Annotated in this window: 18 protein-coding genes; 8 read left to right on the top strand and 10 right to left on the bottom strand. The window is 65.2% G+C overall.

The features are described 5' to 3' along the window. Positions 1-14: 14 nt before the first annotated feature. Together KW832_RS15600 and KW832_RS15595 are read right to left on the bottom strand one after the other, a co-directional pair. Positions 15-1,607 (bottom strand): serine hydrolase, encoded by a 1,593-nt coding sequence (locus KW832_RS15600; RefSeq protein ID WP_218300604.1) that lies wholly within the window; start codon positions 1,605-1,607, stop codon positions 15-17. Between the two features lie 424 nt (positions 1,608-2,031). Continuing rightward, on the bottom strand, positions 2,032-2,460 hold the full coding sequence (locus tag KW832_RS15595) for an Hsp20/alpha crystallin family protein (RefSeq protein ID WP_055393269.1): 429 nt from the start codon (positions 2,458-2,460) through the stop codon (positions 2,032-2,034). A 322-nt stretch (positions 2,461-2,782) separates the two neighbouring features. Here KW832_RS15595 and KW832_RS15590 point away from each other — a divergent pair, with 322 nt between their 5' ends. The 7 genes from KW832_RS15590 (at position 2,783) to KW832_RS15555 (ending at position 13,310) form a co-directional block, all read left to right on the top strand. Further along, positions 2,783-5,449 (top strand): ABC transporter permease, encoded by a 2,667-nt coding sequence (locus tag KW832_RS15590; protein WP_218300603.1) that lies wholly within the window; start codon positions 2,783-2,785, stop codon positions 5,447-5,449. Positions 5,450-5,823: 374 nt separating this feature from the next. Beyond that, entirely contained in the window at positions 5,824-6,378 is a 555-nt protein-coding gene (locus KW832_RS15585) for an IPTL-CTERM sorting domain-containing protein (protein ID WP_255577784.1), read from the top strand. A 27-nt stretch (positions 6,379-6,405) separates the two neighbouring features. After that, the gene (locus KW832_RS25820) at positions 6,406-7,332 is read left to right on the top strand and encodes a collagen-like protein (protein ID WP_218300601.1); all 927 of its coding nucleotides are present in this window, start codon (positions 6,406-6,408) and stop codon (positions 7,330-7,332) included. Positions 7,333-8,605: 1,273 nt separating this feature from the next. Continuing rightward, complete coding sequence (locus tag KW832_RS25815) at positions 8,606-9,757, top strand: collagen-like protein (protein ID WP_304505081.1); 1,152 nt, start codon at positions 8,606-8,608, stop codon at positions 9,755-9,757. A 206-nt stretch (positions 9,758-9,963) separates the two neighbouring features. Beyond that, the gene (locus KW832_RS15565) at positions 9,964-11,034 is read left to right on the top strand and encodes a glycosyltransferase (protein WP_218300685.1); all 1,071 of its coding nucleotides are present in this window, start codon (positions 9,964-9,966) and stop codon (positions 11,032-11,034) included. A gap of 31 nt (positions 11,035-11,065) precedes the next feature. Further along, the gene (locus tag KW832_RS15560) at positions 11,066-12,139 is read left to right on the top strand and encodes a PLP-dependent cysteine synthase family protein (RefSeq protein ID WP_218300684.1); all 1,074 of its coding nucleotides are present in this window, start codon (positions 11,066-11,068) and stop codon (positions 12,137-12,139) included. 49 nt (positions 12,140-12,188) lie between these two features. After that, on the top strand, positions 12,189-13,310 hold the full coding sequence (locus KW832_RS15555) for a lipocalin-like domain-containing protein (RefSeq protein WP_218300600.1): 1,122 nt from the start codon (positions 12,189-12,191) through the stop codon (positions 13,308-13,310). A gap of 63 nt (positions 13,311-13,373) precedes the next feature. On the opposite strand, the gene KW832_RS15550 is transcribed toward KW832_RS15555, so the two are convergent. The 5 genes from KW832_RS15550 to KW832_RS15530 form a co-directional block, all read right to left on the bottom strand. Beyond that, positions 13,374-14,375, bottom strand: a complete 1,002-nt coding sequence (locus KW832_RS15550) for a branched-chain amino acid ABC transporter permease (protein ID WP_055393257.1) — start codon at positions 14,373-14,375, stop codon at positions 13,374-13,376. Positions 14,376-14,387: 12 nt separating this feature from the next. Next, a complete protein-coding gene (locus KW832_RS15545) occupies positions 14,388-15,272 on the bottom strand; it encodes a branched-chain amino acid ABC transporter permease (protein WP_010463953.1) in 885 nt (294 codons plus the stop codon). A gap of 98 nt (positions 15,273-15,370) precedes the next feature. After that, positions 15,371-16,567 (bottom strand): ABC transporter substrate-binding protein, encoded by a 1,197-nt coding sequence (locus KW832_RS15540; protein WP_055393256.1) that lies wholly within the window; start codon positions 16,565-16,567, stop codon positions 15,371-15,373. Positions 16,568-16,624: 57 nt separating this feature from the next. After that, entirely contained in the window at positions 16,625-17,338 is a 714-nt protein-coding gene (locus KW832_RS15535) for an ABC transporter ATP-binding protein (RefSeq protein WP_055393254.1), read from the bottom strand. Further along, positions 17,338-18,108 (bottom strand): ABC transporter ATP-binding protein, encoded by a 771-nt coding sequence (locus tag KW832_RS15530; protein ID WP_055393252.1) that lies wholly within the window; start codon positions 18,106-18,108, stop codon positions 17,338-17,340. Before KW832_RS15530 ends, KW832_RS15535 begins: the two co-directional genes overlap by 1 nt. Positions 18,109-18,483: 375 nt before the next feature. On the opposite strand from KW832_RS15530, the gene KW832_RS15525 reads away from it, so the two are divergent. Beyond that, entirely contained in the window at positions 18,484-20,298 is a 1,815-nt protein-coding gene (locus KW832_RS15525; RefSeq protein WP_218300599.1) for an ABC transporter transmembrane domain-containing protein, read from the top strand. Between the two features lie 164 nt (positions 20,299-20,462). On the opposite strand, the gene KW832_RS15520 is transcribed toward KW832_RS15525, so the two are convergent. From KW832_RS15520 to nuoN, 3 genes are read right to left on the bottom strand one after another with little or no spacing between them, the layout of a single operon-like run. After that, the gene (locus KW832_RS15520; protein ID WP_218300598.1) at positions 20,463-20,948 is read right to left on the bottom strand and encodes a DUF1178 family protein; all 486 of its coding nucleotides are present in this window, start codon (positions 20,946-20,948) and stop codon (positions 20,463-20,465) included. A 24-nt stretch (positions 20,949-20,972) separates the two neighbouring features. Further along, positions 20,973-21,278: a DUF2818 family protein gene (locus tag KW832_RS15515; RefSeq protein ID WP_055393246.1), complete on the bottom strand. Its 306-nt coding sequence runs from the start codon at positions 21,276-21,278 to the stop codon at positions 20,973-20,975. A 25-nt stretch (positions 21,279-21,303) separates the two neighbouring features. Further along, positions 21,304-22,797, bottom strand: coding sequence for an NADH-quinone oxidoreductase subunit NuoN (gene nuoN, locus KW832_RS15510; protein WP_055393244.1), 1,494 nt, complete (start codon positions 22,795-22,797; stop codon positions 21,304-21,306). Positions 22,798-22,810: the final 13 nt, after the last annotated feature.

Raw genomic sequence — 22,810 nt, 5'->3', positions numbered from 1 at the left:
AGAGGCCTGCCTGTTCAGGGCTCCAGGCGGGGCGCCCGGAAGCGCCCGTTCTGGTGCAGCACCACGGCACGCACCTCGCCGCTGGGATAGCGCTCAAACTCCAGCTCGGCCCGTACCGCGTCATACGCAAACCGGTCTGGCTGCCCCGGCAGCGGATAGACCGTGAAGCGCGGCTGCGAGCCCAGGCGCACCTGCAGACGACCGTCTTCAGCCTGCACATCCAGCACATTGCCGCCCCGCAGCCGGTAGCGGCCCAGGTAAGGGGCCAGCACACCCTGGGCCTGGGGTGGTACCAGGCCAAGCACCGGCTCTTCGGACCGGATTGCTGTCAGGCGTGCCCCAAAGCGTGTGTAGTGAAGCACTGTGGGTCGGCCTTCCGTATTGCGCTCCAAGCGGAACTGGCGGCCGGTGGCTGGCTGCGTGAACGCATCCGGCCCCAGCACCTGCAGCGGCTCAAACACCCCACCCGTGGGGCGGGCTTGCAGTTGCCCATCCACCATGGCAAGGCTCAGGGCGACGGCAGGAGATACGCGGTACACCCCTTCGTACGGGGTAAGCACGGTCGCATCGGTGGCGGGCTGACCGGGCGGCACGGGGTAACGCTGCTTCAACAGTGGCGTCATCACATCCTGCTGTGCGGCACGCGCGTTGCCCACCAAGGCGATCACCGCCTCACCCCTGTCGGGCGCCAGCAACCACACGCTGCGAAAACCCCCGGTACCGCCGCCATGCAGCCAGGTGCGCACCCCATCGCGCTCGCGCAGCATGATGGCGTAGCCGATCTGGCCACCGTCGTGGTCCGCAAGCGGTGTGAACAGGCGCTCGGCCGCTGGGCCCAAGGGCCCTTGCGCGCCCGCCAGCAGCGCGCGGCTGAGCACCAGCATGTCGGCCGTGGTCGAGCGCAAGGCGCCCGCACCGGCAAAGGCATCAAACTCCCACACCGACACCCGCGTCTCGCCCTCGTGCGGTGCAGCAAGGCGGGGTGCCTTGTCGCCCAGCGACTGCACCGTGTCCTGCATGCCCAGCGGGCCGGTGATGCGCTCGTGCACCAGCACCGCCCAGGGTTTGCCGTAGCGCTGGGCCAGCAGCTCGCCCAGCACCGCAAAACCGAAGTTGCTGTATGCGCCAGCGCACGGCGGCGACTGGGTCAGCCGTGCATCGGCCAGGGCTTGCCAAAGGCGGGGGCGGTCGTAGCGCAGATAAGGATTGGCGGGATCGGAATTGTGGCGGAAGTCCGCCGGCAAGCGTGGCAGGCAGGAGGTGTGGGTCACGAGTTGGCGCAATGTGATGGCGGCCACCGGGGCGGGCAAGGCGGGAGCCAGTGCGGATGAGCCATTGAGCAGCCGGCCCAACGTGTCGTCCAGCGCCAGATCGCCGCGCTCTACGGCCTGCGCCAGCAGCAGGCCGGTAAACACCTTGCTGATCGAGCCCACTTCAAACAGAGCCTGCGCGGGTGCATCCGCCGTGCGGTTGCGGGCTGTGCCGAAATGCGCCCGCCCCCCGTGCCACACGCCCACCTCAGCCGCGCCGCGCAACGGGCCCAGCGCTGCAGCCGCCATGGCGTCCGCAGGGCCCGACCAGTCGAAACGGGGTTGAGGGGCAGGCACAGCGGGTGTGGTTGCAGCGTGCCCGGCAAACGCTATCCACAGCGCCCCGGCAGCAAGGGCTTGCCACGCAAGGCGGCGTACCGGGGCAAGGACTCCATCACTGCAAACCATTTGATCGCCTCCCTGAAACGCACCACGGTTCGGGTGCCATGGCCGACATGGTCGCATGCACTGGCTGTGGGCAGGCTTAAGAAGTGGTTCAACATCTATTGGGGAGCGCCATCCGGCGGCGCTCCGGACGGCCATCCGACGCTCCACGGGCCACAGAGATCCCGGCCACGCAGCCCCATGGATCTGCATGCGGCAGGCCGTTGGCGGGCGACCCAACCGCCGGTTGAGGTTCGTCTTGCGCCCACGGAATCAACCAACCCACTCGCCCTGGGAGGGGCGGTGGATTGCATTTTTTCGCGCAAGTCCGATGGAGTTACTCGATGTTCAACCGCTGCGCCGCCTTGTTCACCTTCTTGGGCAGGTTCAGCGTCAGCACACCGTTGTCGTATTTGGCCTTGGCTTGTGCAGCGTCCACATCGGCGGGCAACTGGAAGCTGCGGGCCACCGCGCCGTAGTAGCGCTCCGAGCGCAGCACCTTCTCGCCTTCGCGCTTTTCATCGTGCTGGCGCACCTCGGCGCGCAGGCTGACCACATTGCCTTCGAGCGAGACATGGATGTCTTCCTTGGCCACGCCGGGCACTTCGGCCAACACGGTGTAGCCGTCCTCGGTTTCCTTCACGTCCACCTTGATCTGGCCGGGGCTGGGCAGGTTGTCGCCGTGCAGCGGGCGCACGTAAAAGCCCGGTGCAATGTCCTTGAAGAAGTCGTCAAACAGACTGCCGCGTGTCACAAGAGAGTTCATGGTTTTGCTCCTGAAAAGGGGTTGAGACAAACAACTGGGCCTGCGCAGGAGGGCGGGCCCCTGAGAAGGTGTGAACGAACCCCACATGCCCTCACATCCCGCCAAAACGCTCCCGCTCGTTGTGGCAAATGCTCGCCATGGCCCGAGCTATGGCTGCGCTTTGCGCCTAGATCGGAAACGTTTTGGCAGCCTGCTCGGGCACGCGGGGCTCATTCACACCTTCTGGCTCCAAGATAGGCGCAGCCTTTCGGCACTTCAAGAGGATGCAAAACGCAAGGTTGACCTGCATCAAACGCTGCTGGGACCAGCCCCTGCGGCCACAATGCAGGCCATGCTTGCATTGCTCCGCACCTTCTCCTGGCAGGACCTGCGCCACCACCCCTGGCGCAGCGCTGCAGCGGTGGCGGCGGTGATGCTGGGCGTGGCGCTGGCGTTTGCGGTGCATGTGATCAATGCGTCGGCGCTGGACGAGTTTTCGCAGGCGGTGCGCGCCGTCAACGGTCAGCCCGACCTGGAATTGCGCGCCATGCAGGGCGATCTGCCCGAGGCGTTGTATGGGCAGCTTGCCACGCACCCCCAGGTGGCGCGCGCCAGCCCGCTGCTGGAGCTGTCGGCCGTGGCGCGAGCCCTGCGGCCACAGCCAGGTGCTGCAAGCGTGCCCTCCCCCACCAGCGCCCCGCTGCGCGTGCTGGGCGTGGACGCCCTGCTGCTGCCCACCATGGCGCCCGCGCTTATGCCACGGCCTTGGGCGGGCGCTGACCGGCTGGCCCTCTTCGCACCGGCCACCGTGTTCCTCAATGCGGCGGCGTTGCAGGCACTGGGTCTGCCCACCACGCCCACCTCATCGACTGAACCGGCACCGCAACTCCTTCTGCAGGCCGGGCTGCAGCAATGGCCGGTGCAGGCGGCGGGCACGGTGGCCGCCGGGGGCGCACCCCTGGCGGTGATGGACATCGGTGCGGCGCAGGATCTGTTCGGCCGCGCGGGCCAGCTCAGCCGCATCGACCTGCAGCTGCAGCCGGGCACCGACCGCAGCGCGTGGGAGCAAGCCGTGCGCGCGCTGCCCGGCTGGCCGTCGCAGGTGGTGTTTGCGCAGCCGGGCGACGCGGCGCAGCGCATCAGCAATCTGTCGCGCGCCTACCGCGTGAACCTCACGGTGCTGGCGCTGGTGGCCTTGTTCACGGGCGCATTTCTGGTGTTCTCGGTGCTGGCGCTCAGCGTGGCGCAGCGTGCGCCGCAGTTTGCGCTGCTGGCCGTGCTGGGCGCGACACCGCGCCAGCGCCTGGCGCTGGTGCTGGCCGAATCCGCCGTGCTGGGCCTGGTGGGCAGCGCCGCCGGCATTGCCCTGGGCACGACCCTGGCCGCCGCCGCGCTGCGCCTGCTGGGTGGGGACCTTGGCGGTGGCTACTTTGCGGGGGTGCAGCCGGCTCTGCAGTGGAGCGCGCCAGCAGCCCTGGCCTATGGCGCACTGGGTGTGCTGGCTGCACTGGTGGGGGGCTGGTGGCCCGCGCGCGCCGCGCAGACACTGCCGCCCGCGCAAACCTTGAAAGGCCTGGGCACCGTGTCCAGCCAGGCGGGCAAAGGCTGGATAGGTATTATTTTGATAGCTATTGGCGCTGTACTGACGAGCGCTCCGCCCATTTTTGGCATACCACTTGCCGCGTACCTGGCCATCGGCCTGTTGCTGGTGGGCGGCATTGTCGTACTGCCCTGGGCCATGGCCTGGCTGTTGCACCACCTGCAGCCGCTGGCCGCACGCCACACCCTGGCGCTGCTGGCACTGGAGCGCGCGCAGCGCATGCGTGGCACGGCAGCTATCGCAGTGGGCGGCGTGGTGGCCAGCCTGAGCCTGGCCGTCGCACTGACGGTGATGGTGTCGAGCTTTCGCGGCTCGGTCACGCAGTGGCTGGACGCAGTGCTGCCATCGCCCCTGTATGTGCGCTCGGCCCTGGGTGTGCCGGGCAGCGAGGCTGCACTGCTGCCTGCGGGCTTCGCCGAATCCGTCGCGCAATTACCTGGACTGGCGCGTGTGCAAGCCCTGCGCGCGAGCCCGCTGCAGCTGGATGCGACGCGCCCCGCGCTCACGGTCATCAGCCGCCCGCTGGGTAACGATCCGGCGCAAAGTCTGCCACTGGTGGGCGAGGCCCTGCGCGTGCCCGCGGGGCGCACTGGCGTCTACATCAGCGAGGCGGTGGTGGACCTGTATGGGCTACGCCCTGGTATGGAGTGGCCTGCACTTTCTGATGCTTTTAGCCCCCTGGCGCTTGATAGACAAGCGCAACAAGCTATCTTTTATATAGCAGGCGTATGGCGCGACTACGCCCGGCAGTCGGGCGCCGTGGCCATGGACCGCACCGTATGGCTGCGCCTGACCGGCGATGCCCGCACCAGCGATCTGGCGCTGTGGCCCGCCGAGGGAGCAGACATCGCAGCGTTGCAGGATTCGATCCGCGCAGTGGCAGCCGCGCAGGCGGGCCGTGTGCCCACGGCCCGGGAGAGCGCCAGCGCGGTGGACGGGGCCCTGGTGGAGTTCGTCTCCGCAGGCGCTATCCGTGAACGGTCGCTGCGCATCTTCGACCGCAGCTTTGCCGTCACCTACTGGCTACAGGCCGTGGCCATCGGCATCGGCCTGTTTGGTGTGGCCGCCAGCTTCAGCGCCCAAATCCTCGCGCGCCGCAAGGAGTTCGGCCTGCTCGCCCACCTGGGCCTCACGCGGCGCCAGATCCTGGCTGTGGTGGCCGGCGAAGGCGCCGCCTGGACGGGCGTGGGCGCGGCCGCAGGCTTGCTGCTGGGCCTGGGCGTATCGGTGGTACTGGTGCACGTGGTCAACCCGCAGAGCTTTCACTGGACCATGGACCTCAGCCTGCCTACCGGGCGGCTGCTGGTCTTGTGCGTGGCCGTGGTCGCATCGGGCACCGTCACGGCGTGGCTTGCAGGGCGGGCTGCGGCGGGGCGGGATGCGGTGATGGCTGTGAAGGAAGACTGGTAGCCAGCGGAACACAGCCCTGCAACGGCCCACCAGGCCCATGCAACAAATTGGTGCAGACACGTCACACCGACCAAATTTTGTTTGCAAATTGCAAACTCTTTCACGAAGATAGTAAACACGCTACAAAAATCATCGCGCTGTAACCCGCACACAGGCCGCAGGCATCCGCCCGAAACGCGCCTCACTGTGGTGCAGCGTTTGCCTGATCAACGAGGGAAAATCCAATGCAACGAAAGATTTCACGCCTTTTGGCCGGTTGTGCCATGGCCTTGTGCTTGTGCGCCCCTGCGGCAGCGCAAATTGTCATTCCACCCGGCGCCTCGCTGGACGCTCCAAGTGGCTCCATCGTTGATTTGAGCTGTAGCACCGTGGATATGCAAGGCACGCTCAACATCGGCGGCACGCTGAGTGTAGACAGCGACGTTACCTTCGGCTCCAGTGCCATCGTCTCCGGCAGCAACGGGATCATCTCGGTGGGTGGCAATCTCTCCGCCACAGGCCCCATCGACACCGGCAACAACACAGTGGTGCTGCGCGACGGCTGCATCGGCAACACCAGCCAGATCAGTGGCAATTTCGTGTTCCAGAACCTGACCCTGTCCAGCACCACGGGCCGCACCTTTGTCATCCCCGCAGGCGCCAACATCACCGTGCTGGGCACCCTGACGCTGCAAGGCGCGCCCGGACAAAACATCCAGCTGGTGTCCTCGGGCGGCGGCACTGCCGTCATCAACCTGGGCCCCGGCGCAACGGTCACCCGCAACAACGCCACTGTCAATGGCGGCGTGCAAATCGGCGGCGCGGCAGCAGCCACCAACATTCCAACTTTGAGCGAATACGGCCTCATGCTGATGGCATTGTTGATGGGCTTGGCAGCCTTGTGGCACCAACGCCGTGTCCCAGGCGCAACGGGCAATCGACGCATCTGAAACTGCCGGAACCAGGAGTTTTCATCCATGAAGTCATCGTTTCATCCTCTGCGTCTGATCTGCGCCCTGAGTGCTGTCTATGCGCTGCACACGCCCCTGGCCCTGGCTGCCGATATCAGCTTCACCCCGCCCAGCGGCGGCGGTTTTGTGATCAAGAGCCCGGGCGGTGCCCAGGAACGGTTTCGTGTGCAGGGCACTGGCGAGGTTACCGTCCCCGGCCTGAACGGTGCCCCCACCGCCAACAACCTCACCTGCTTTGATGGCGCCGGGCGCTTAGGGCCTTGTGCGGCAGGTATTGGCTCTGGCGCCACGGGTGCCACAGGCCCCACCGGGGCGACCGGTGCAACGGGTGCATCCGGCCCCACCGGGGTCACTGGCGCCGCAGGAGCTACAGGCGCAACCGGCGTCACAGGCCCAACCGGTGCCACAGGGGCTACTGGCGCTTCTGGCACCGGTGCCACTGGCGCAACAGGAGCCACCGGGGCCACTGGCGCTACCGGCGCAACGGGTGCTACTGGGGCCACCGGGCCAACGGGTGCCACCGGTGCCGACAGCACCGTGCAGGGGCCTACGGGGCCTCAAGGTATCCAGGGCATTCCTGGGCCTACCGGCGCTACCGGTGCCGACAGCACCGTGCCCGGGCCACAGGGTAACCCCGGCGCGACTGGTGCCACAGGGCCAACCGGCGCTACGGGCGCCACAGGGGTTGCTGGACCACTGACGCTGACTACGGTCACCGCCAATGGCTCCTGGCTCGCTAATGCTGGTGCGGTTTCGGTGACTGCAACGTGCACGGCAGGAAAAACGGTGGTCAGTGGGGGATGTCGTATGACGTTAAACGCCGCTGATCACTACTTTGGGGGGGGCTACCCAGCTGCAGCCGACCAATGGACCTGTGAGTACAGTGTTTTCGCAAACCCGGCTGAAGCCACGGCCTACGCCATCTGCCAGTAGTTGAGGACCTTCCCCACCGCGTAACGCACACGGGGCATGGATGCAACAACGCACATGCCCCGTCCAACGCACGGGATGGAATGTCTTGTGACGAGCCCTGCAACCCACCGGTGTGGGGCCGTCGGCTTCATCACGACTCGGTTCGCCTTCGCGGTTGCCGACAAGCAGCGGCTTGCATCACGGGGTGATGCCTGACTTGGCATTGTCCCGCCACTCTTCCCAGAGCTTCATCCAGAAGCCATATCCTCAACAAGCCCAGCACACCACCATGAAGCCCAAGTACCAACCACGCTACCTGTTCGCTGTGCTGGGAGCCGCCTACGCACTGCACACCCCCCTGGTCTTGGCTGCCGATCTCAGCTTCACCCCGCCCAGCGGCGGCGGTTTTGTGATCAAGAGCCCGGGCGGTGCCCAGGAACGGTTTCGTGTGCAGGGCACTGGCGAGGTCACCGTCCCCGGCCTGAACGGTGCCCCCACCGCCAACAACCTCACCTGCTTTGATGGCGCCGGGCGCCTCGGGCCTTGTGCGGCAGGTATTGGCTCTGGCGCCACCGGTGCGACAGGCCCTACCGGGGCTACCGGACCCACAGGCAATGCCGGACCCACGGGGGTCACCGGCGCGGCCGGAGCCACGGGCGCGATGGGCGCTACAGGCCCCGCAGGTGCCACCGGAGCGACTGGCGCCTCTGGCACAGGTGCCACTGGCGCAACAGGTGCGACCGGAGCTACGGGGGCGACTGGCTCTACCGGGGCCACCGGAGTAACAGGCGCCACTGGCGCAGACAGCACGGTGCCCGGCCCCCAAGGTGTTCAGGGCGTTCAGGGAGTCCAAGGACCTGTCGGGCCTACTGGGGCAGACAGCACTGTGCCAGGGCCACAGGGCATCCAAGGGCCTCAAGGGATTGCAGGCCCCACAGGGCCAACGGGGGCAACCGGAGCAACGGGGGCAGGAACAGTGACACTGACCACCTACACGTCTACCGCTGAAACGCTTGTCGGCGCTTGGTACAACGTTACCGCGACCTGCGGTGCAGGCAAAACCATAGTCACTGGCGGCTGCAATACCACCGATGGCGATGTAGTGTCGAAAGGCGATGTCTTGGGCGCAAGCTATCCAGGATCCACCACCACATGGGTTTGCAAGTTCGCCATTACTGACCCGCAAGTCACGCATACAGCGTTTGCTATATGCCAGTGATTTTGAGTTTCTAGCCTGAGCCGATTTCCAGTCGATCACAACCTCAGCAACGCGGGCAAAAAGCGCATTCAAACCATGAAAACCTCATTTCACCCTCTGCGTCTGATCTGCGCCCTGAGCGCTGTCTATGCACTGCACACGCCGCTGGCCCTGGCGGCGGACTTGTCCTTCACGGTACCCAGCGGTGGTGGGTTTGTGGTCAAGAGCCCCGGCGGCCAGGAACGGTTTCGCGTGCAGGACAGTGGCGAGGTGCGCGCACCCGGTCTGAGTGGTGCCACACCCAACACCAGCCTCACCTGCTTTGATAGCGCCACAGGTCGCCTGGGCCCTTGTGCGGCAGGTATTGGCTCTGGCGCCACGGGTGCCACAGGCCCTACCGGTCCGACCGGCGCAACAGGCGCTTCCGGCCCCACTGGGGTCACGGGCGTCGCGGGAGCTGCAGGCGCAACCGGCGTCACAGGCCCAACAGGTGCCACAGGGGCTACTGGCGCTTCTGGCACCGGTGCCACTGGCGCAACAGGAGCCACCGGTGCTACCGGTGCAACGGGCGTCACAGGGCCTACCGGAGCAACGGGTGCCACCGGCGCCGACAGCACCGTGCAGGGGCCTACGGGGCCTCAAGGTATCCAGGGCATTCAAGGACCTGTCGGGCCAACGGGTGCCGATAGCACGGTGCCCGGCCCCCAGGGCATCCAAGGGACTCAAGGGATTGCAGGCCCCACAGGGCCAACGGGGGCAACCGGAGCCACTGGGGCCGCAGGCGGCGGAGGCGGCGGCATCCTGTTCGGCACCGCGGCGATCATGCCAGCGACGACCGATTCGGCCGCTTTTGTGCCTTTTGGCATCGGAGGCATGTCTGGCGGCAACTTTGACTATTCGCGATGTGCGTTCACTGCAGGGTCGGCCTGCACCATCGACCCAACGGTGTTCGCCAATGCCTCGTCCCCAGCCTTTGCGACCTGCACCACCACAAAGCTGCACGTGAGAAACTACACGGCCGTGCCAACGATTCCCCTGACGGTGACGCTCTATAAGAACGGTGCCTCGACGGGTCTGAGTTGCACGGTGGGCGCTACACCTGCTGCCACCTGCACCAGCACCACGGCGGTGGCCCTCTTGCCCACTGACAACATTGCGCTGCAGATGAGCACAACCAACGTTGGCGGCTTTACCTCTGGGGGAAGCGCGATCGAAGGAACCGCCATCAGCGCCGTGCATTGCGAGTGATTCAAGAGCCCGGCCCCGGCATAACCGGCCCCAGTCAATGCGATCCGTAGCTTTCTGGTTGCTTGCTTGCAGATAGGATGGAGACACCGCCCCCGCCAGAGGACAACTGGCGGGGACCGCGCCGACTGCCAACACCGGCCTGCGCGCAATCTGCCGGGGTCCGGATTCCCCGCCTCTAAAGCCCACGCTGAAGACCTATGCGACACATGCCCCCCGTCGTGCTCAACATGATCATCAAGAACGAGGCCCCGGTGATCACCCGGTGCCTCGCTTCGGTCAAGCCCTGGATAGACCACTGGGTCATCGTGGACACGGGCTCCACCGATGGCACGCAGGACATCGTCCGCGAGTTCATGCACGACGTTCCCGGCACGCTGTTCGAGCGCCCCTGGAAAAACTTTGCGCACAACCGCAACGAAGCACTGGAGTTGGCACGCCCCTATGGCGGCTACCTGCTCTTCATTGATGCCGACGAGCAACTGCGTGTGCCGCCCGACTTTTCCTGGCCCGCGCTCTCGGCCGACGGCTACACCCTGACCTGCCACATGGACGGCTGGGAATACCAGCGCAACAGCCTGATTGCCACACGCATCGGCTGGCACTGGGAGGGCGTGCTGCACGAGTACCTGACCGCCAAGCAGCACGGCCCCTGGCAGACGCTGCAGGGGCCGGTCATTCACGTCTCCCATGATGGCGCCCGTGCACGCGACCCGGAGACTTACCTGCGCGACATGGCCTTGCTGGAGCAGGCCGTGCGGGACGACCCCACCAACACGCGCAACGTGTTCTACCTGGCCCAGAGCTGCCGCGATGCCGGGAAGATCGAGCCCAGTTTGTTGTGGTACCAGCGCCGGGTGGACATGGGGGGCTGGGAAGAAGAGCGCTGGTACGCCCTGTTCCAGATCGCCGTGCTGCACGAGCGCAACCAGGCCCCCACCTCCACCGTGCGCGAGGCCTATCTGGCCGCCTACGCAGCCCGCCCCCAGCGGGCTGAACCGCTGTGCGAACTGGCCCGCTACCACCGCGAACGTGGCGAACATGCGCTCGCCACGGTGTTTGCGCTGCAGGCGTCGCAGATCGCGCAACCCGCAGACATTCTTTTTGTGGACACACAGGTGTACGCCTGGCGTGCACTGGACGAGCTGGCCGTCAGTGCCTTCTACACCCCCCACCGTGATCTGGGCCGTGCCGCGCTGCAGCGGCTGCTGGCCGAACGCCGCTACCCTGAGGCACAAGCCCAGCGCATAGAGGCCAACCAGGCGTTCTACGGGCTTTGACCACCCTGGTGACCCGATGAGGGCTGCGACAATGCAGCCCATGCAGAAACAGCCCTCCGCTTCTCCCTGGCTCCACGAAGCCATCGCCCGCATCGAAGCCGACTACCAGCGCAGCGCCGACACGCACCTGATCCCACTGCGCCTGCCTGCCTTTGCCGTGCATGGCATTGACTTGTACCTCAAGGACGAATCCACCCACCCCACAGGCAGCCTCAAGCACAGGCTGGCACGGTCGCTGTTTCTGTATGCACTGTGCAATGGCTGGGTGCATGAGGGCTCGACCATCGTCGAATCGTCCAGCGGCTCCACCGCAGTGAGCGAAGCCTACTTTGCGCGGCTGCTAGGGCTGCCGTTTGTGGCGGTGATGCCGCGCACCACGTCACCCGAAAAAATTGCGCAAATCGAGTTCCATGGCGGGCGTTGCCACTTTGTGGACAGCGCGGGTGCGGTGTATGACGCGGCCCGGGCGATTGCCGAGGAAACGGGCGGCCACTACATGGACCAGTTCACCTATGCCGAGCGGGCGACCGACTGGCGGGGCAACAACAACATTGCCGAAAGCATGTTCACGCAGATGGCGCGCGAGCCGCACCCGGTGCCGCGCTGGATTGTGGTGGGTGCGGGCACGGGCGGCACCAGCGCCACCATTGGCCGCTATGTGCGCTACCAGCGCCATGCCACGCAGGTGTGTGTGGCCGACCCGGCGGGATCGGTGTTCAGCGCCTACCACCGTACGGGCGATGCGCAGCTCACGGCGCCGGGCTCGCGCATCGAGGGCATTGGGCGGCCACGGGTGGAGCCAAGCTTTATCCGCACGCTGGTGGACCGCATGGTGGATGTGGCGGACTGCGAATCCATCGCGGCCATGCGCGCGCTGTCGCAGTTGCTGGGGCGGCGTGTGGGGCCGTCCACGGGCACCAACTTTGTGGCCATGCTCACGCTGGCCAGCGAGATGCGTGAGCGGGGCGAGCGCGGCTCCATCCTGTCGCTGCTGTGTGATGCGGGCGAGCGGTATCTGCCCACGTACTTCGACACCGAGTGGGTGGACCGCACGTTTGGCGACTGTTCGGCGGCGCAGCAGAAGGTGGATGCGTTGATGGGCTGAGCGCCCTGCCCCGTCCCGTAATTCCATCCCGTACATCGATCCCCACACCATGCACAGCTCCACACGCCGCCAGTGGCTGATGGGGGCCAGCCTGCAGGCAGCCGGGTTGGGCGCGCTGCTCTGGCCGGGTGCGGCGCAGGCGCTGCCCGCGCGCACGCTGGCCTTTCCGCGCGACCACGGCAGCCACCCGGAGCTGCGCACCGAGTGGTGGTACATCACCGGCCATGTGCAGGCGCAGGGCCAGCCGTGGGGGTTTCAGCTCACGTTTTTCCGGTCGCGGGTGGACGCCACGCAGGGCCTGCAGTCGGCGTTTGCGGCCAAGCAGCTGTTGTTTGCACATGCAGCCATCACCGACGTGAAAGGCCAGCGCCTGCGGCATGACCAGCGCATTGCGCGTGCGGGTTTTGGCGTGGCGCAGGCCAGCGAGGCGGACACGCGCATCCGGCTGCAGGACTGGACGCTGGAGCGCAGTAATGTGCCGGGCAGCACTCCCGGTGAGGCGCCGCGCAGCCGCTACACCACGCGCATCACCGGCAGCGAGCTGGGGCTAGAGCTGCAGTTCGACAGCACGCAGCCCGTGCTGCTGCAAGGCCAGCAAGGCCTGTCGCGCAAGGGGCCGGAAGCGACGCAGGCGAGCTACTACTACAGCCAGCCGCAGCTGGCCGTGAGCGGGCACCTGACAGTGGCGGGCCGCCGCATGGCGGTCGAGCCGGGCACCGGCCGCGCGTGGATGGACCACGAGTGGAGCGAGGCACTGATGCACCCCGAGGCCCAGGGCTGGGACTGGATCGGCATGAACCTGGCCGACGGCAGCGCATTGACGGCCTTCCGCCTGCGGCGCGCGGATGGGTCGGCGCTGTGGGCCGGGGGGTCGTGGCGGGCCCCCGGGCAGCCCGTGCAGGTGTTTGGTGCGCAGGCCGTGGTCTTCACCCCGCTGCGCACCTGGGCCAGCCCGCACAGCGGCGCGCGCTACCCGGTGCAGTGGCGGGTGCTGACGCCGGTAGGGCAGTTTGAGGTGCGCGCGCTGTTGGACAACCAGGAGCTGGACAGCAGTGGGTCCAGCGGCGCGATTTATTGGGAGGGGCTGTCCGACCTGCTGGACGGCAGCGGACAGCCCGTGGGCCGGGGCTATCTGGAGATGACCGGATATGCAAAGCCGCTGCGCCTGTAAGGGCGGAAGCGGCTTTTTGAGCAGCATCCAGGTAGCAGCCCGCCGTTGCGGGCCATGACGGGGTCAGTGCTTGGCAGTGTTGCCCGCGCGGCGCTGTGCCAGCCAGGCAATGATTTCGCCCATGATGCCCCGGCGGAAGGCCAGCACGCAGATCACGAAGATCAGCCCCGTGACCATGGTGACGGATTCGCCCAGGGTCTTGAACCACTCCACGCTGGTCAGCGCCGCCAGCAGGTTGCCGAATTCACCGATCTTGTTTTCGAGCAGAACCACCACGGCCGAGCCGATGAGCGGGCCCGACAGTGTGCCCAGGCCGCCCACCAGCGTCATCAGGATGACCTGACCCGAGGCCGTCCAGTGCACGTCCGACAGCGTGGCAAAGCCGAGCACAAGCGTCTTGAGGGAGCCCGCCAGCCCCGCCAGCGCAGCCGACAGCACAAAGGCCAGCAGCTTGAAGCGGTGTGTGTCGTACCCCAGAGAGATTGCGCGGGGCTCGTTCTCTTTGATTCCCTTGAGCACCTGGCCGAACGGCGAGTGGATGGTGCGCACGATAACGAGGAACGCAGCCACCACGATGACCAGCGCCACGTAGTACATGACCAGATCGTCCTTCAGATCGATCAGGCCAAAGAGCTTGCCGCGCGGCACGCCCTGCAAGCCGTCTTCACCCCCGGTGAAGGGCGCTTGCAAGCACACAAAGAACAGCATCTGGGCCAACGCCAGCGTGATCATTGAAAAATAAATGCCCTGGCGGCGGATGGCCAGCCAGCCAAACAGCAGGCCCAGCAAAGCCCCCCCGGCCGTGCCCAGCAGCAGGCCCACCTCGGGCGTGAGGCCCCACACCTTGATGGCATGCCCCGCCACGTAGGCCGCCCCGCCCAAAAATGCTGCATGCCCGAATGACAGCAGGCCGGTGTAGCCCAGCAGCAGGTTGAACGCCGAAGCAAACAGTGCAAAGCACATGAGCTTCATCACAAAGATGGGATAGGCACCAAGGAAGGGGGCGGCAATCAGGCCCAGCAGTAGCAGGCCGTAGCCGATGGTGGCAGTGTTCTTGAGATTCATGCTGGCTGCCCCTTATTTTTCTTTGCCGAACAGGCCGGCGGGGCGGATGAGGAGAACGATGACCATGATGACAAACACCACGGTGGACGATGCTTCGGGATAGAAGACCTTGGTGAAGCCTTCGATGACGCCCAGGCCCAGCCCGGTCAGGATGGAGCCCATGATGGAGCCCATGCCGCCAATCACCACCACGGCAAACACCACGATGATGAGGTTCTGGCCCATGAGCGGCGTGACCTGGTAGACCGGGGCCGCCAGCACGCCAGCGAAGGCAGCCAGCGCGGCGCCAAAGGCGTAGGTCAGGGTCACCATCACGGGCACGTTGATGCCGAAAGCTTCCACCAGGCGTGGGTTTTCAGTGCCCGCGCGCAGATAAGCGCCGAGCTTGGTCTTCTCGATCACATACCAGGTGGCCAGGCACACCACCACCGAGGCCACCACCACCCAGGCCCGGTAGTTGGGCAGGATCATGAAGCCCAGGTTGGTCGCGCCTTCCAGCAGCTCAGGGGTGTCATAGCCCAGGCCCGACACGCCATAGATGGAGCGGAACACGCCTTCGATCAGCAAGGTGAGGCCGAGCGTGAGCAGCAGGCCATAAAGATGGTCCAGCTTGTAGATCCAGCGCAGCAGCAAGCGCTCGATCAACACCCCAAACAAGCCCACCACCAGCGGCGCCAGCACCAGCATCCACCAATAGTTGATGCCGAAGTAGTTCATCGCCATCCAGGTCATCAGGGCGCCCGTCATGAACAGCGCCCCGTGGGCGAAGTTGATGACGTTGAGCAGGCCAAAGATCACGGCCAGGCCGAGACTGAGGATGGCGTAGAACGACCCATTGACCAGCCCCAGAAGGAGCTGGCTCAACAGGCCCGGCAATGAGACACCAAAAATTTCCATGGGAGGCAGCGGCAGGTGGAGGGGGTTCAGGTCAGGGGGCACAACGCGCCAGGCCAGCCCATCTGGGCGGCTGAGCGCGTTGAGTCCGGCTCAGGGCTTTACTTCCAGAGCGCGCACTTGCTCTCAGCCTTGGTGGTGAACACCGTGTCGCCGGGCAGCTTCTTGACGAGCTTGTAGTAGTCCCAGGGCTTGGTGGACTCCGAAGGCTTCTTCACTTCCATCAGGTACATGTCATGCACGTAACGGCCATCGGGGCGCAGTTGGCCAGACGCAAAGAAGTCGTTCATCTTCATGCCCCGCCATGTGGCCATGACCTTGTCGGCATCCACCGTCTTGGCTGCTTCCACGGCCTTGAGGTAGTTCATCGTGGCGGAGTAATCGGCCGCCTGGATTTCGGTGGGCATGCGCTTGGTCTTCTCGAAGAAACGCGCGGCAAATTTGCGCGTGTCGTCGTTCAGATCCCAGTACCAGCTGGTGGTGAATTGCAGGCCTTCGGTGTTGCGCAGGCCCAGGCTGTGCACGTCGCTGATGAAGATCAGCAGACCCGCCAGCTTCATGCTCTTGCCAATCCCGAACTCCTTGGCAGCCTTGATGGCGTTGATGGTGTCGCCGCCAGCATTGGCGAGACCCAGAATCTGTGCCTTGGAGTTCTGCGCCTGCAACAGGAAGGACGAGAAGTCGGACGCGTTGAGCGGGTGGCGCACGGTGCCCACCACGGTGCCGCCCTTGGCCTTGACCACCGTGCTGGTATCGGCTTCGAGTGCATGGCCGAACGCATAGTCTGCCGTGAGGAAGTACCAGGACTTGCCGCCGGTATCCACGATGGCCGAACCCGTGCCCTTGGCCAACGCCACGGTGTCATAGGCATAGTGCACGGTGTAGGGCGTGCACTGGTCGTTGGTCAGCGCCGAACTGGCGGCGCCGTTGTTGATGTACACACGTTTCTTTTCGGCCGCCACCTTGGCCGATGCCAGGGCCGTGCCAGAGTTGGTGCCACCAAACAGCATGGTCAGGCCCTGGGTGTCGATCCACTCGCGGGCCTTGGAAGCCGCGATGTCGGCCTTGTTCTGGTGGTCTGCGGTGAGCAGCTCGATGGGCATGCCCAGCACCTTGCCGCCAAAATCATCAATCGCCATCTGGATGGCCACCGCACCGTTCTTGCCCTCCACGTCGGCGTACAGGCTGGACATGTCGGTGATGAAGCCGATCTTGACCTTGTCTTGCGCATGCGCGGCCGAGGTGGCCAGGCCAGCGGCGCCCAGCACCAGTGCCAGCGTTTTGAGTTTGTTCTTCATGGATTGTCTCCTGTGGGTGTGGTTGAAGAAAACGGGAAGCAAGACTTCGGGGCGCGTTCAAACGCCCAGCAGTTCGGTGAGCACGGGCATCTTTTCTTCCAGCTCCGACGCGCCAAATTTTTCGACGATGCGGCCGTGCTCCATGACGTAAAAGCGGTCGGCGAGCGGTGCGGCAAAGCGGAAGTTCTGCTCGACCATGACCACGGTGTAGCCTTTCTCGCGCAGCATCATGATCATGCGGGCCAAGGCCTGCACGATGACCGGCGCCAGGCCCTCGGAAATCTCGTCGAGCAGCAGCAACTTGGCGCCAGTGCGCAGAATGCGGGCCACGGCCAGCATCTGCTGTTCGCCGCCCGACAGGCGTGTTCCCTGGCTGTTCTTGCGCTCGGCCAGGTTGGGGAACATGGCATAGATCTCCTGCACCGACATGCCGGGCGTGCCGGTCTTCAGTGCCGGGGGCAGGAGCAGGTTTTCTTCGCACGACAGGCTGGAGAAGATGCCGCGCTCTTCCGGGCAGTAGCCCACGCCCAGGTGCGCAATGCGGTGCGTGGCCATGTGGATGGTCTCCACACCATGGATCTTGACCGAGCCCTTGCGCGCACCGGTCAGGCCCATGATGGCGCGCATGGTGGTGGTGCGGCCCGCGCCGTTGCGGCCCAGCAGCGTGACCACCTCGCCGGGCTGCACAACGATGTCCACACCATGGAGCACGTGCGACTCGCCGTACCAGGCTTCAAGGTTCTTGATTTCGAGGGCGGGAGCGGCAGCCATCAATGCGCTCCTTGGAGTTGACCGTCGGTGGTGCCCATGTAGGCTTCCATGACCTGTGGGTTGTTCGAAACTTCTTCGTAGGGCCCCTCAGCCAGCACTGCGCCGCGCTGCAGCACGGTGATGCGGTCCGCAATGGTGGAGACGACCTTCATGTTGTGCTCGACCATCAAGATGGTGCGACCGGCAGAGACCTTTTTGATCAGCTGGGTGACGCGGTCCACGTCTTCGTGGCCCATGCCCTGGGTGGGCTCGTCCAGCAGCATCAGCTCGGGTTCCATGGCCAGTGTGGTGGCGATCTCCAGCGCGCGCTTGCGGCCGTACGGCAGGTTGACCGTCACTTCGTCGGCCAAGTCTTCCAGGCCCACTTCTGTCAACAACTGCATCGCGCGGTCGTCCAGTTGCGACAGGGTGCGCTCGCTGCGCCAGAAGTGGAACGAGGTGCCCAGCTTGCGCTGCAGGCCCAGGCGCACGTTCTCCATCAGCGTGAGGTGGGGGAACACCGCCGAGATCTGGAACGAGCGGATGACGCCGCGGCGCGCGATCTGTGCGGGCTGCTCTCGCGTGATGTCGTGCCCGTTGAACCGGATGGTGCCCGAGGTGGGTGTGAGAAACTTGGTCAGCAGGTTGAAACACGTGGTCTTGCCTGCGCCGTTGGGGCCGATCAGCGCATGGATGGAGCCCCGGCGGACGGCCAGATTCACATCGCTGACGGCGGTGAAGCCCTTGAACTCTTTGGTCAGGCTGTGGGTTTCAAGAATGACGTCGCTCATTGCGCCTGGGTCGCTCCGTTGGGTGCTGGGGAAAGAAGCCTTGGCCAGCAAGGTCCTCATACATGCGTTGTGATCGCAGTGCATCGTATGCCCCCCTACCCCGCAGTAGATACTGGGACTAATGCCTATGTATAAACGCCTACGCTTTCGGACATCGCGACCTGCGGCGGTGCCCATGGCAACGGTGCACAGGCACGGCATCGCCCGCCCTTGCTGGTTTTGGAGGCGATACCCCGCACAAAGCGGTCTGTGGCTCGCCCCCGCTCACGCGTCAGCCCGCCAGGCAGAACACTGACTTTTTTCTTACATCTTGTCTTGCCAGTGCCACGATGGCGCGCCCAGCGGCGCATGGACGGTCCCTCTACACTGACCCCCATGGCTTCCACCCCCACTCAACCCTCCAGCGGCGCCCCACGGTCCCTGACGGGCCTCCTTCCCTTTCTGCGACCGTACCGCGCACGCATCGCGCTGTCGGTGGTGTTCCTGGTACTGGCAGCGCTTGCCACCCTGGCCTTCCCCCTGGCCTTGCGCAACCTGGTCGATGGTGGCCTGGTGAACCCCGACAAGGGGGCCCAAACCATGGCACTGCGCAATCATTTCGAGGCGCTGTTTGCCGTGGCGGTGGCACTGGGGGTGTTCTCCGCCGCGCGGTTTTACATGGTGAGCTGGCTGGGCGAGCGGGTGACCGCCGACCTGCGCAACGCGGTATACGGACATGTGCTGCAACAAAGCCCGCAGTTCTTTGAGACCACCCAGACCGGCGAAGTGCTGTCGCGCCTGACCACCGACACCACGCTGGTACAGACCGTCGTCGGCTCCTCCCTGTCGATGGGACTGCGCAACGCCGTGATGGGGGTCGGGGCGCTGGCCATGCTGGTGTGGACCAACCCCTACGTCATGTCGGTGGTCATGGTGGCCGTGGTGCTGGTGGTGCTACCCACCATGTGGATCGGCAGGCGCGTGCGGCGCCTGTCGCGCGACAGCCAGGACCGGGTGGCCGATTCCAGCGCCATAGCGGCCGAGGTGCTCAATGCCGTGCCGGTGGTGCAAAGTTACACGGCAGAACCCCGCGAGACCACCCGCTTCATGCAGGCCACCGAGAACGCGTTCCAGGTCGCCATCAAGCGCACCGGGGCCCGCGCCCTGCTCGTGGCCTTCATCATCATTGCAAACGCCGCACTGCTGCTCTGGGGGCTGTACCGGGGCACGGAGGCGGTGTTGGCGGGCAAGATGACAGCCGGGCATCTGGGGCAGACCGTGGTGTATGTGATCTTGCTGGCCGGTGCCGTGGCCGTGCTGGGCGAGGTCTATGGCGATCTGCTGCGCGCTGCGGGCGCCACGGAGCGGCTGATGGAATTGCTCGCGACCCGATCGCCCGTGGCAGACCCGATCGCGCCGCAGGACCTGCCTGTATCGGAACGGGGGCTGGAGGTGGAGTTTGAGAACGTGTGGTTCCACTACCCCTCGCGCCCCGACCAGCCCGCGCTGCACGACTTTACGCTGCACCTGGCGCCGGGCGAAACGGTGGCGCTGGTGGGCGCCAGCGGCGCGGGCAAAACCACGGTGTTCCAGCTGCTGCAGCGCTTTTACGACGTGGACACCGAGGCACAGGGCCAACCCCAGGGCGCCATCCGCCTCAACGGTGTGGACATCCGCCAACTGCGCCTGGAAACCCTGCGCTTGCACACGGGCACCGTACCGCAGGACGCCGTGATTTTCTCGGCATCGGCCATGGACAACATCCGCTACGGGCGCCCCCAGGCGACAGACGAAGAAGTCATGGCAGCCACACGTGCCGCCTTTGCACACGACTTCATCATGGCGCTGCCCGAGGGCTATGGCACTTTCCTGGGTGAACGGGGCGTGCGGCTGTCCGGCGGCCAGCGACAGCGCATTGCCATTGCCCGGGCCATGCTCAAAAACCCGCCCCTGCTCCTGCTAGACGAAGCCACCAGCGCGCTGGACGCAGAGAGCGAACGCATGGTGCAGGCGGCGTTGGATACCGCCATGCAGCGCCACACAGGTCGGCGCACCACGCTGGTCATTGCCCACAGGCTGGCCACGGTGCAGAACGCGGACCGCATTGTGGTGCTGGAACATGGGCGCATCGTTGAGCAAGGCACCCACACGGCCCTGCTGGCGCAAGGCGGCGTCTATGCCCGCCTGGCGGCGTTGCAGTTCACGGTGTAACGCCCGCACTGTCAGATCGCGGCCAACAGTGGGGGTTTACGGAGGGTTTCCGGCTAATCCCAGGCCGCCCGTCATATTGATATCAAATTGATAGCAATACTGTCTTACCCATCAAGCGCCAGCAGCCTAAAACATTTAATATTTTGGGCCCAAGCATCGATGGCCTACTGGAGCGTTTCCTTGGCGGCGGCGGGCAGAGGCAAGGGCATGACGGCGATCCCCTCCTCCAGCAGCTCCATCGCCTCATCCGGAGTGGCCTGCCCGCGAATCGCACGCTCCTGCACCTCACCGTGGTGCATGCGCCGGGCCTCTTGCGCAAAGCGCGCACCCACATCCTCAGTATTCGCGACGATCTTGCGGGCAAGGTCCAGCCAGGCAGCCTGTAATGCGGGGGGAAGTGCCGGAGAGTTTCCGACCTGAAGACTGCCGCCCTCGGGTGCGGCAGACGGTGTAGGCACGGCTGACGGTGCAGCTGGCTCGCGCGCCCCCAGGTTCAGCCGGGGAGCACTCAAGCGTTTTTCAATGTGATCGTCCGCGCACAGCGGGCATTGCACCAATCCACGTTGCTTCTGGCCCTGGAAATCGTCTTCCGACGCGAACCAGCCTTCAAAGACATGGCCCTGCCGGCATTGGAGATCAAGCACCTTCATGGCAAACCTTGGGCACGCTGGCCATCAGCCGTGGCGGCGCAGCAGGTAACGATAAACAAAACCTGGAAAGGCGAGTGTAAGGAACAGCGTCCCGGTGATCGCATAGAACTCCCAGCCTTGCGAAGCAATCTGCCCGGCCCTGCGCTCCAGCAACAGCGCCAAGCCACCCACCAGAAAGTACAGCAGGATCAGCTCGCCCAGGCGGCCCACCAGCGGCTTTCTCGGATTGGACTGTGGCCCTACCGCCAGCCAGCGGTGGTTGACAAAAGGCAGGTTGGCAGCAATGAACGCTGCCACGATGACCAGCCAGACGGACCCGGTAAGCGACACAGGAACAGCAGGCAGTGGGGAACGCTTAGGTGGCCAGCGCGCGCACGACAGCGTCAGCGCAAAGGGCCATCAAGCCGCCGGGCAGAAGGCCCAGCACCAGCAAGAGCGCGCCGTTAAGGGTCAGCACCACACGCACATCCGCCGGGGCGGACACGTTCGAGGCCGTCAACGGTGCGTCGAAGTACATGACCTTCACCACCCGCAGGTAGTAGAAGGCGCCGATCAGCGACATGATCACCGCGAACACCGCCATCGCGATGTACAGGGTCTGGCCTGAGGCCACCAACGCCTGCAGCACGGCCAGCTTGGCGTAGAAACCGACGAGCGGCGGAATACCGGCCATCGAGAACAGGCAGACGGCCATCACACCGGCGTACAGGGGGCTGCGCTGGTTGAGGCCGGCAAAGTCCGAAATTTCCTCGCTTTCGAAGCCTTCGCGGGCCAGCAGCAAGATCACGCCAAAGGCTGCCAGCGTGGTGAGCACATAGGTCACCACGTAGAACATCGAGGCGCTGTAGGCGTTCTCAACGGCCGTAGCATCCACATTGCCGTTCACCACACCCGACATCAGACCCAGCAGCACAAAGCCCATTTGCGAGATGGTGGAGTACGCCAGCATGCGCTTGAGGTTGGTCTGCGCGATGGCGGCCAGATTACCCACGAGCAGTGAGCCAATCGCCAGCACTGCCAGCATTTGCTGCCAGTCGATGGCCAAGGGCAACAACCCGTCCACCAGCAGGCGGATGGTGATGGCAAACGCCGCCAGCTTGGGCGCGCCACCGATCATGAGCGTGACCGCCGTGGGAGCGCCCTGGTAGACGTCGGGAATCCACATGTGGAAAGGCACGACACCCAGTTTGAAGGCTAGGCCGGCCACCACGAACACGAGGCCGAAAACCAGCACCTGGTGGCGAATCTGGCCCGAATTGACGGCCTTGAACACCTGGCCGATATCGAGCGAACCCGTGGCACCGTAGATCATGGACAGGCCGTACAGCAGGAAGCCGCTGGCCATGGCGCCAAGCACGAAATACTTCATGGCCGCTTCTGTGGCCGTGGCGTTGTCACGGCGCAGGGCCACAAGCGCGTAGCTCGACAGGGTCAGCAGTTCCAGGCCCAGGTAGATCACGAGGAAGTTGTTGCCCGAGATCATGATGAACATGCCCAGCAGCGCAAACATCGACAAGGTGAACATTTCACCTCCGCGCATCATGCCGCGATCTGCCGCGTAGGGTCGGGCATAGACCAGCGTGATCATCATGGCCACCGTGGCGAAGCACTTGAGCCAGTTGCCCATGGCATCGCTCACCACCATGTTGCCAAACCCATAGAAGGTGTTGCCGCTGCTGGCGTACATGGCCTGCAATCCAGCCACCACGGCGAGCGTGAGCAGGGTGAGCACGTAGGTGGCGGTGCGGCGGGCGCTGTGCACGCCCAGGTCGACCAGCGCGATCACGCAGGCCATGGTCAACAGCACGATTTCGGGGTAAATCGCGAGCCAGCTGATGTTGTCAATCATCTTCTTGAATCTC

Source organism: Acidovorax sp. sif0632 (genome assembly GCF_019218805.1).
Classification (GTDB): Bacteria; Pseudomonadota; Gammaproteobacteria; order Burkholderiales; family Burkholderiaceae_C; genus Acidovorax; species Acidovorax facilis.
The sequence above is the reverse complement of the archived record's forward strand: the minus strand, read 5'-3'. Positions and strand labels throughout refer to the sequence as shown.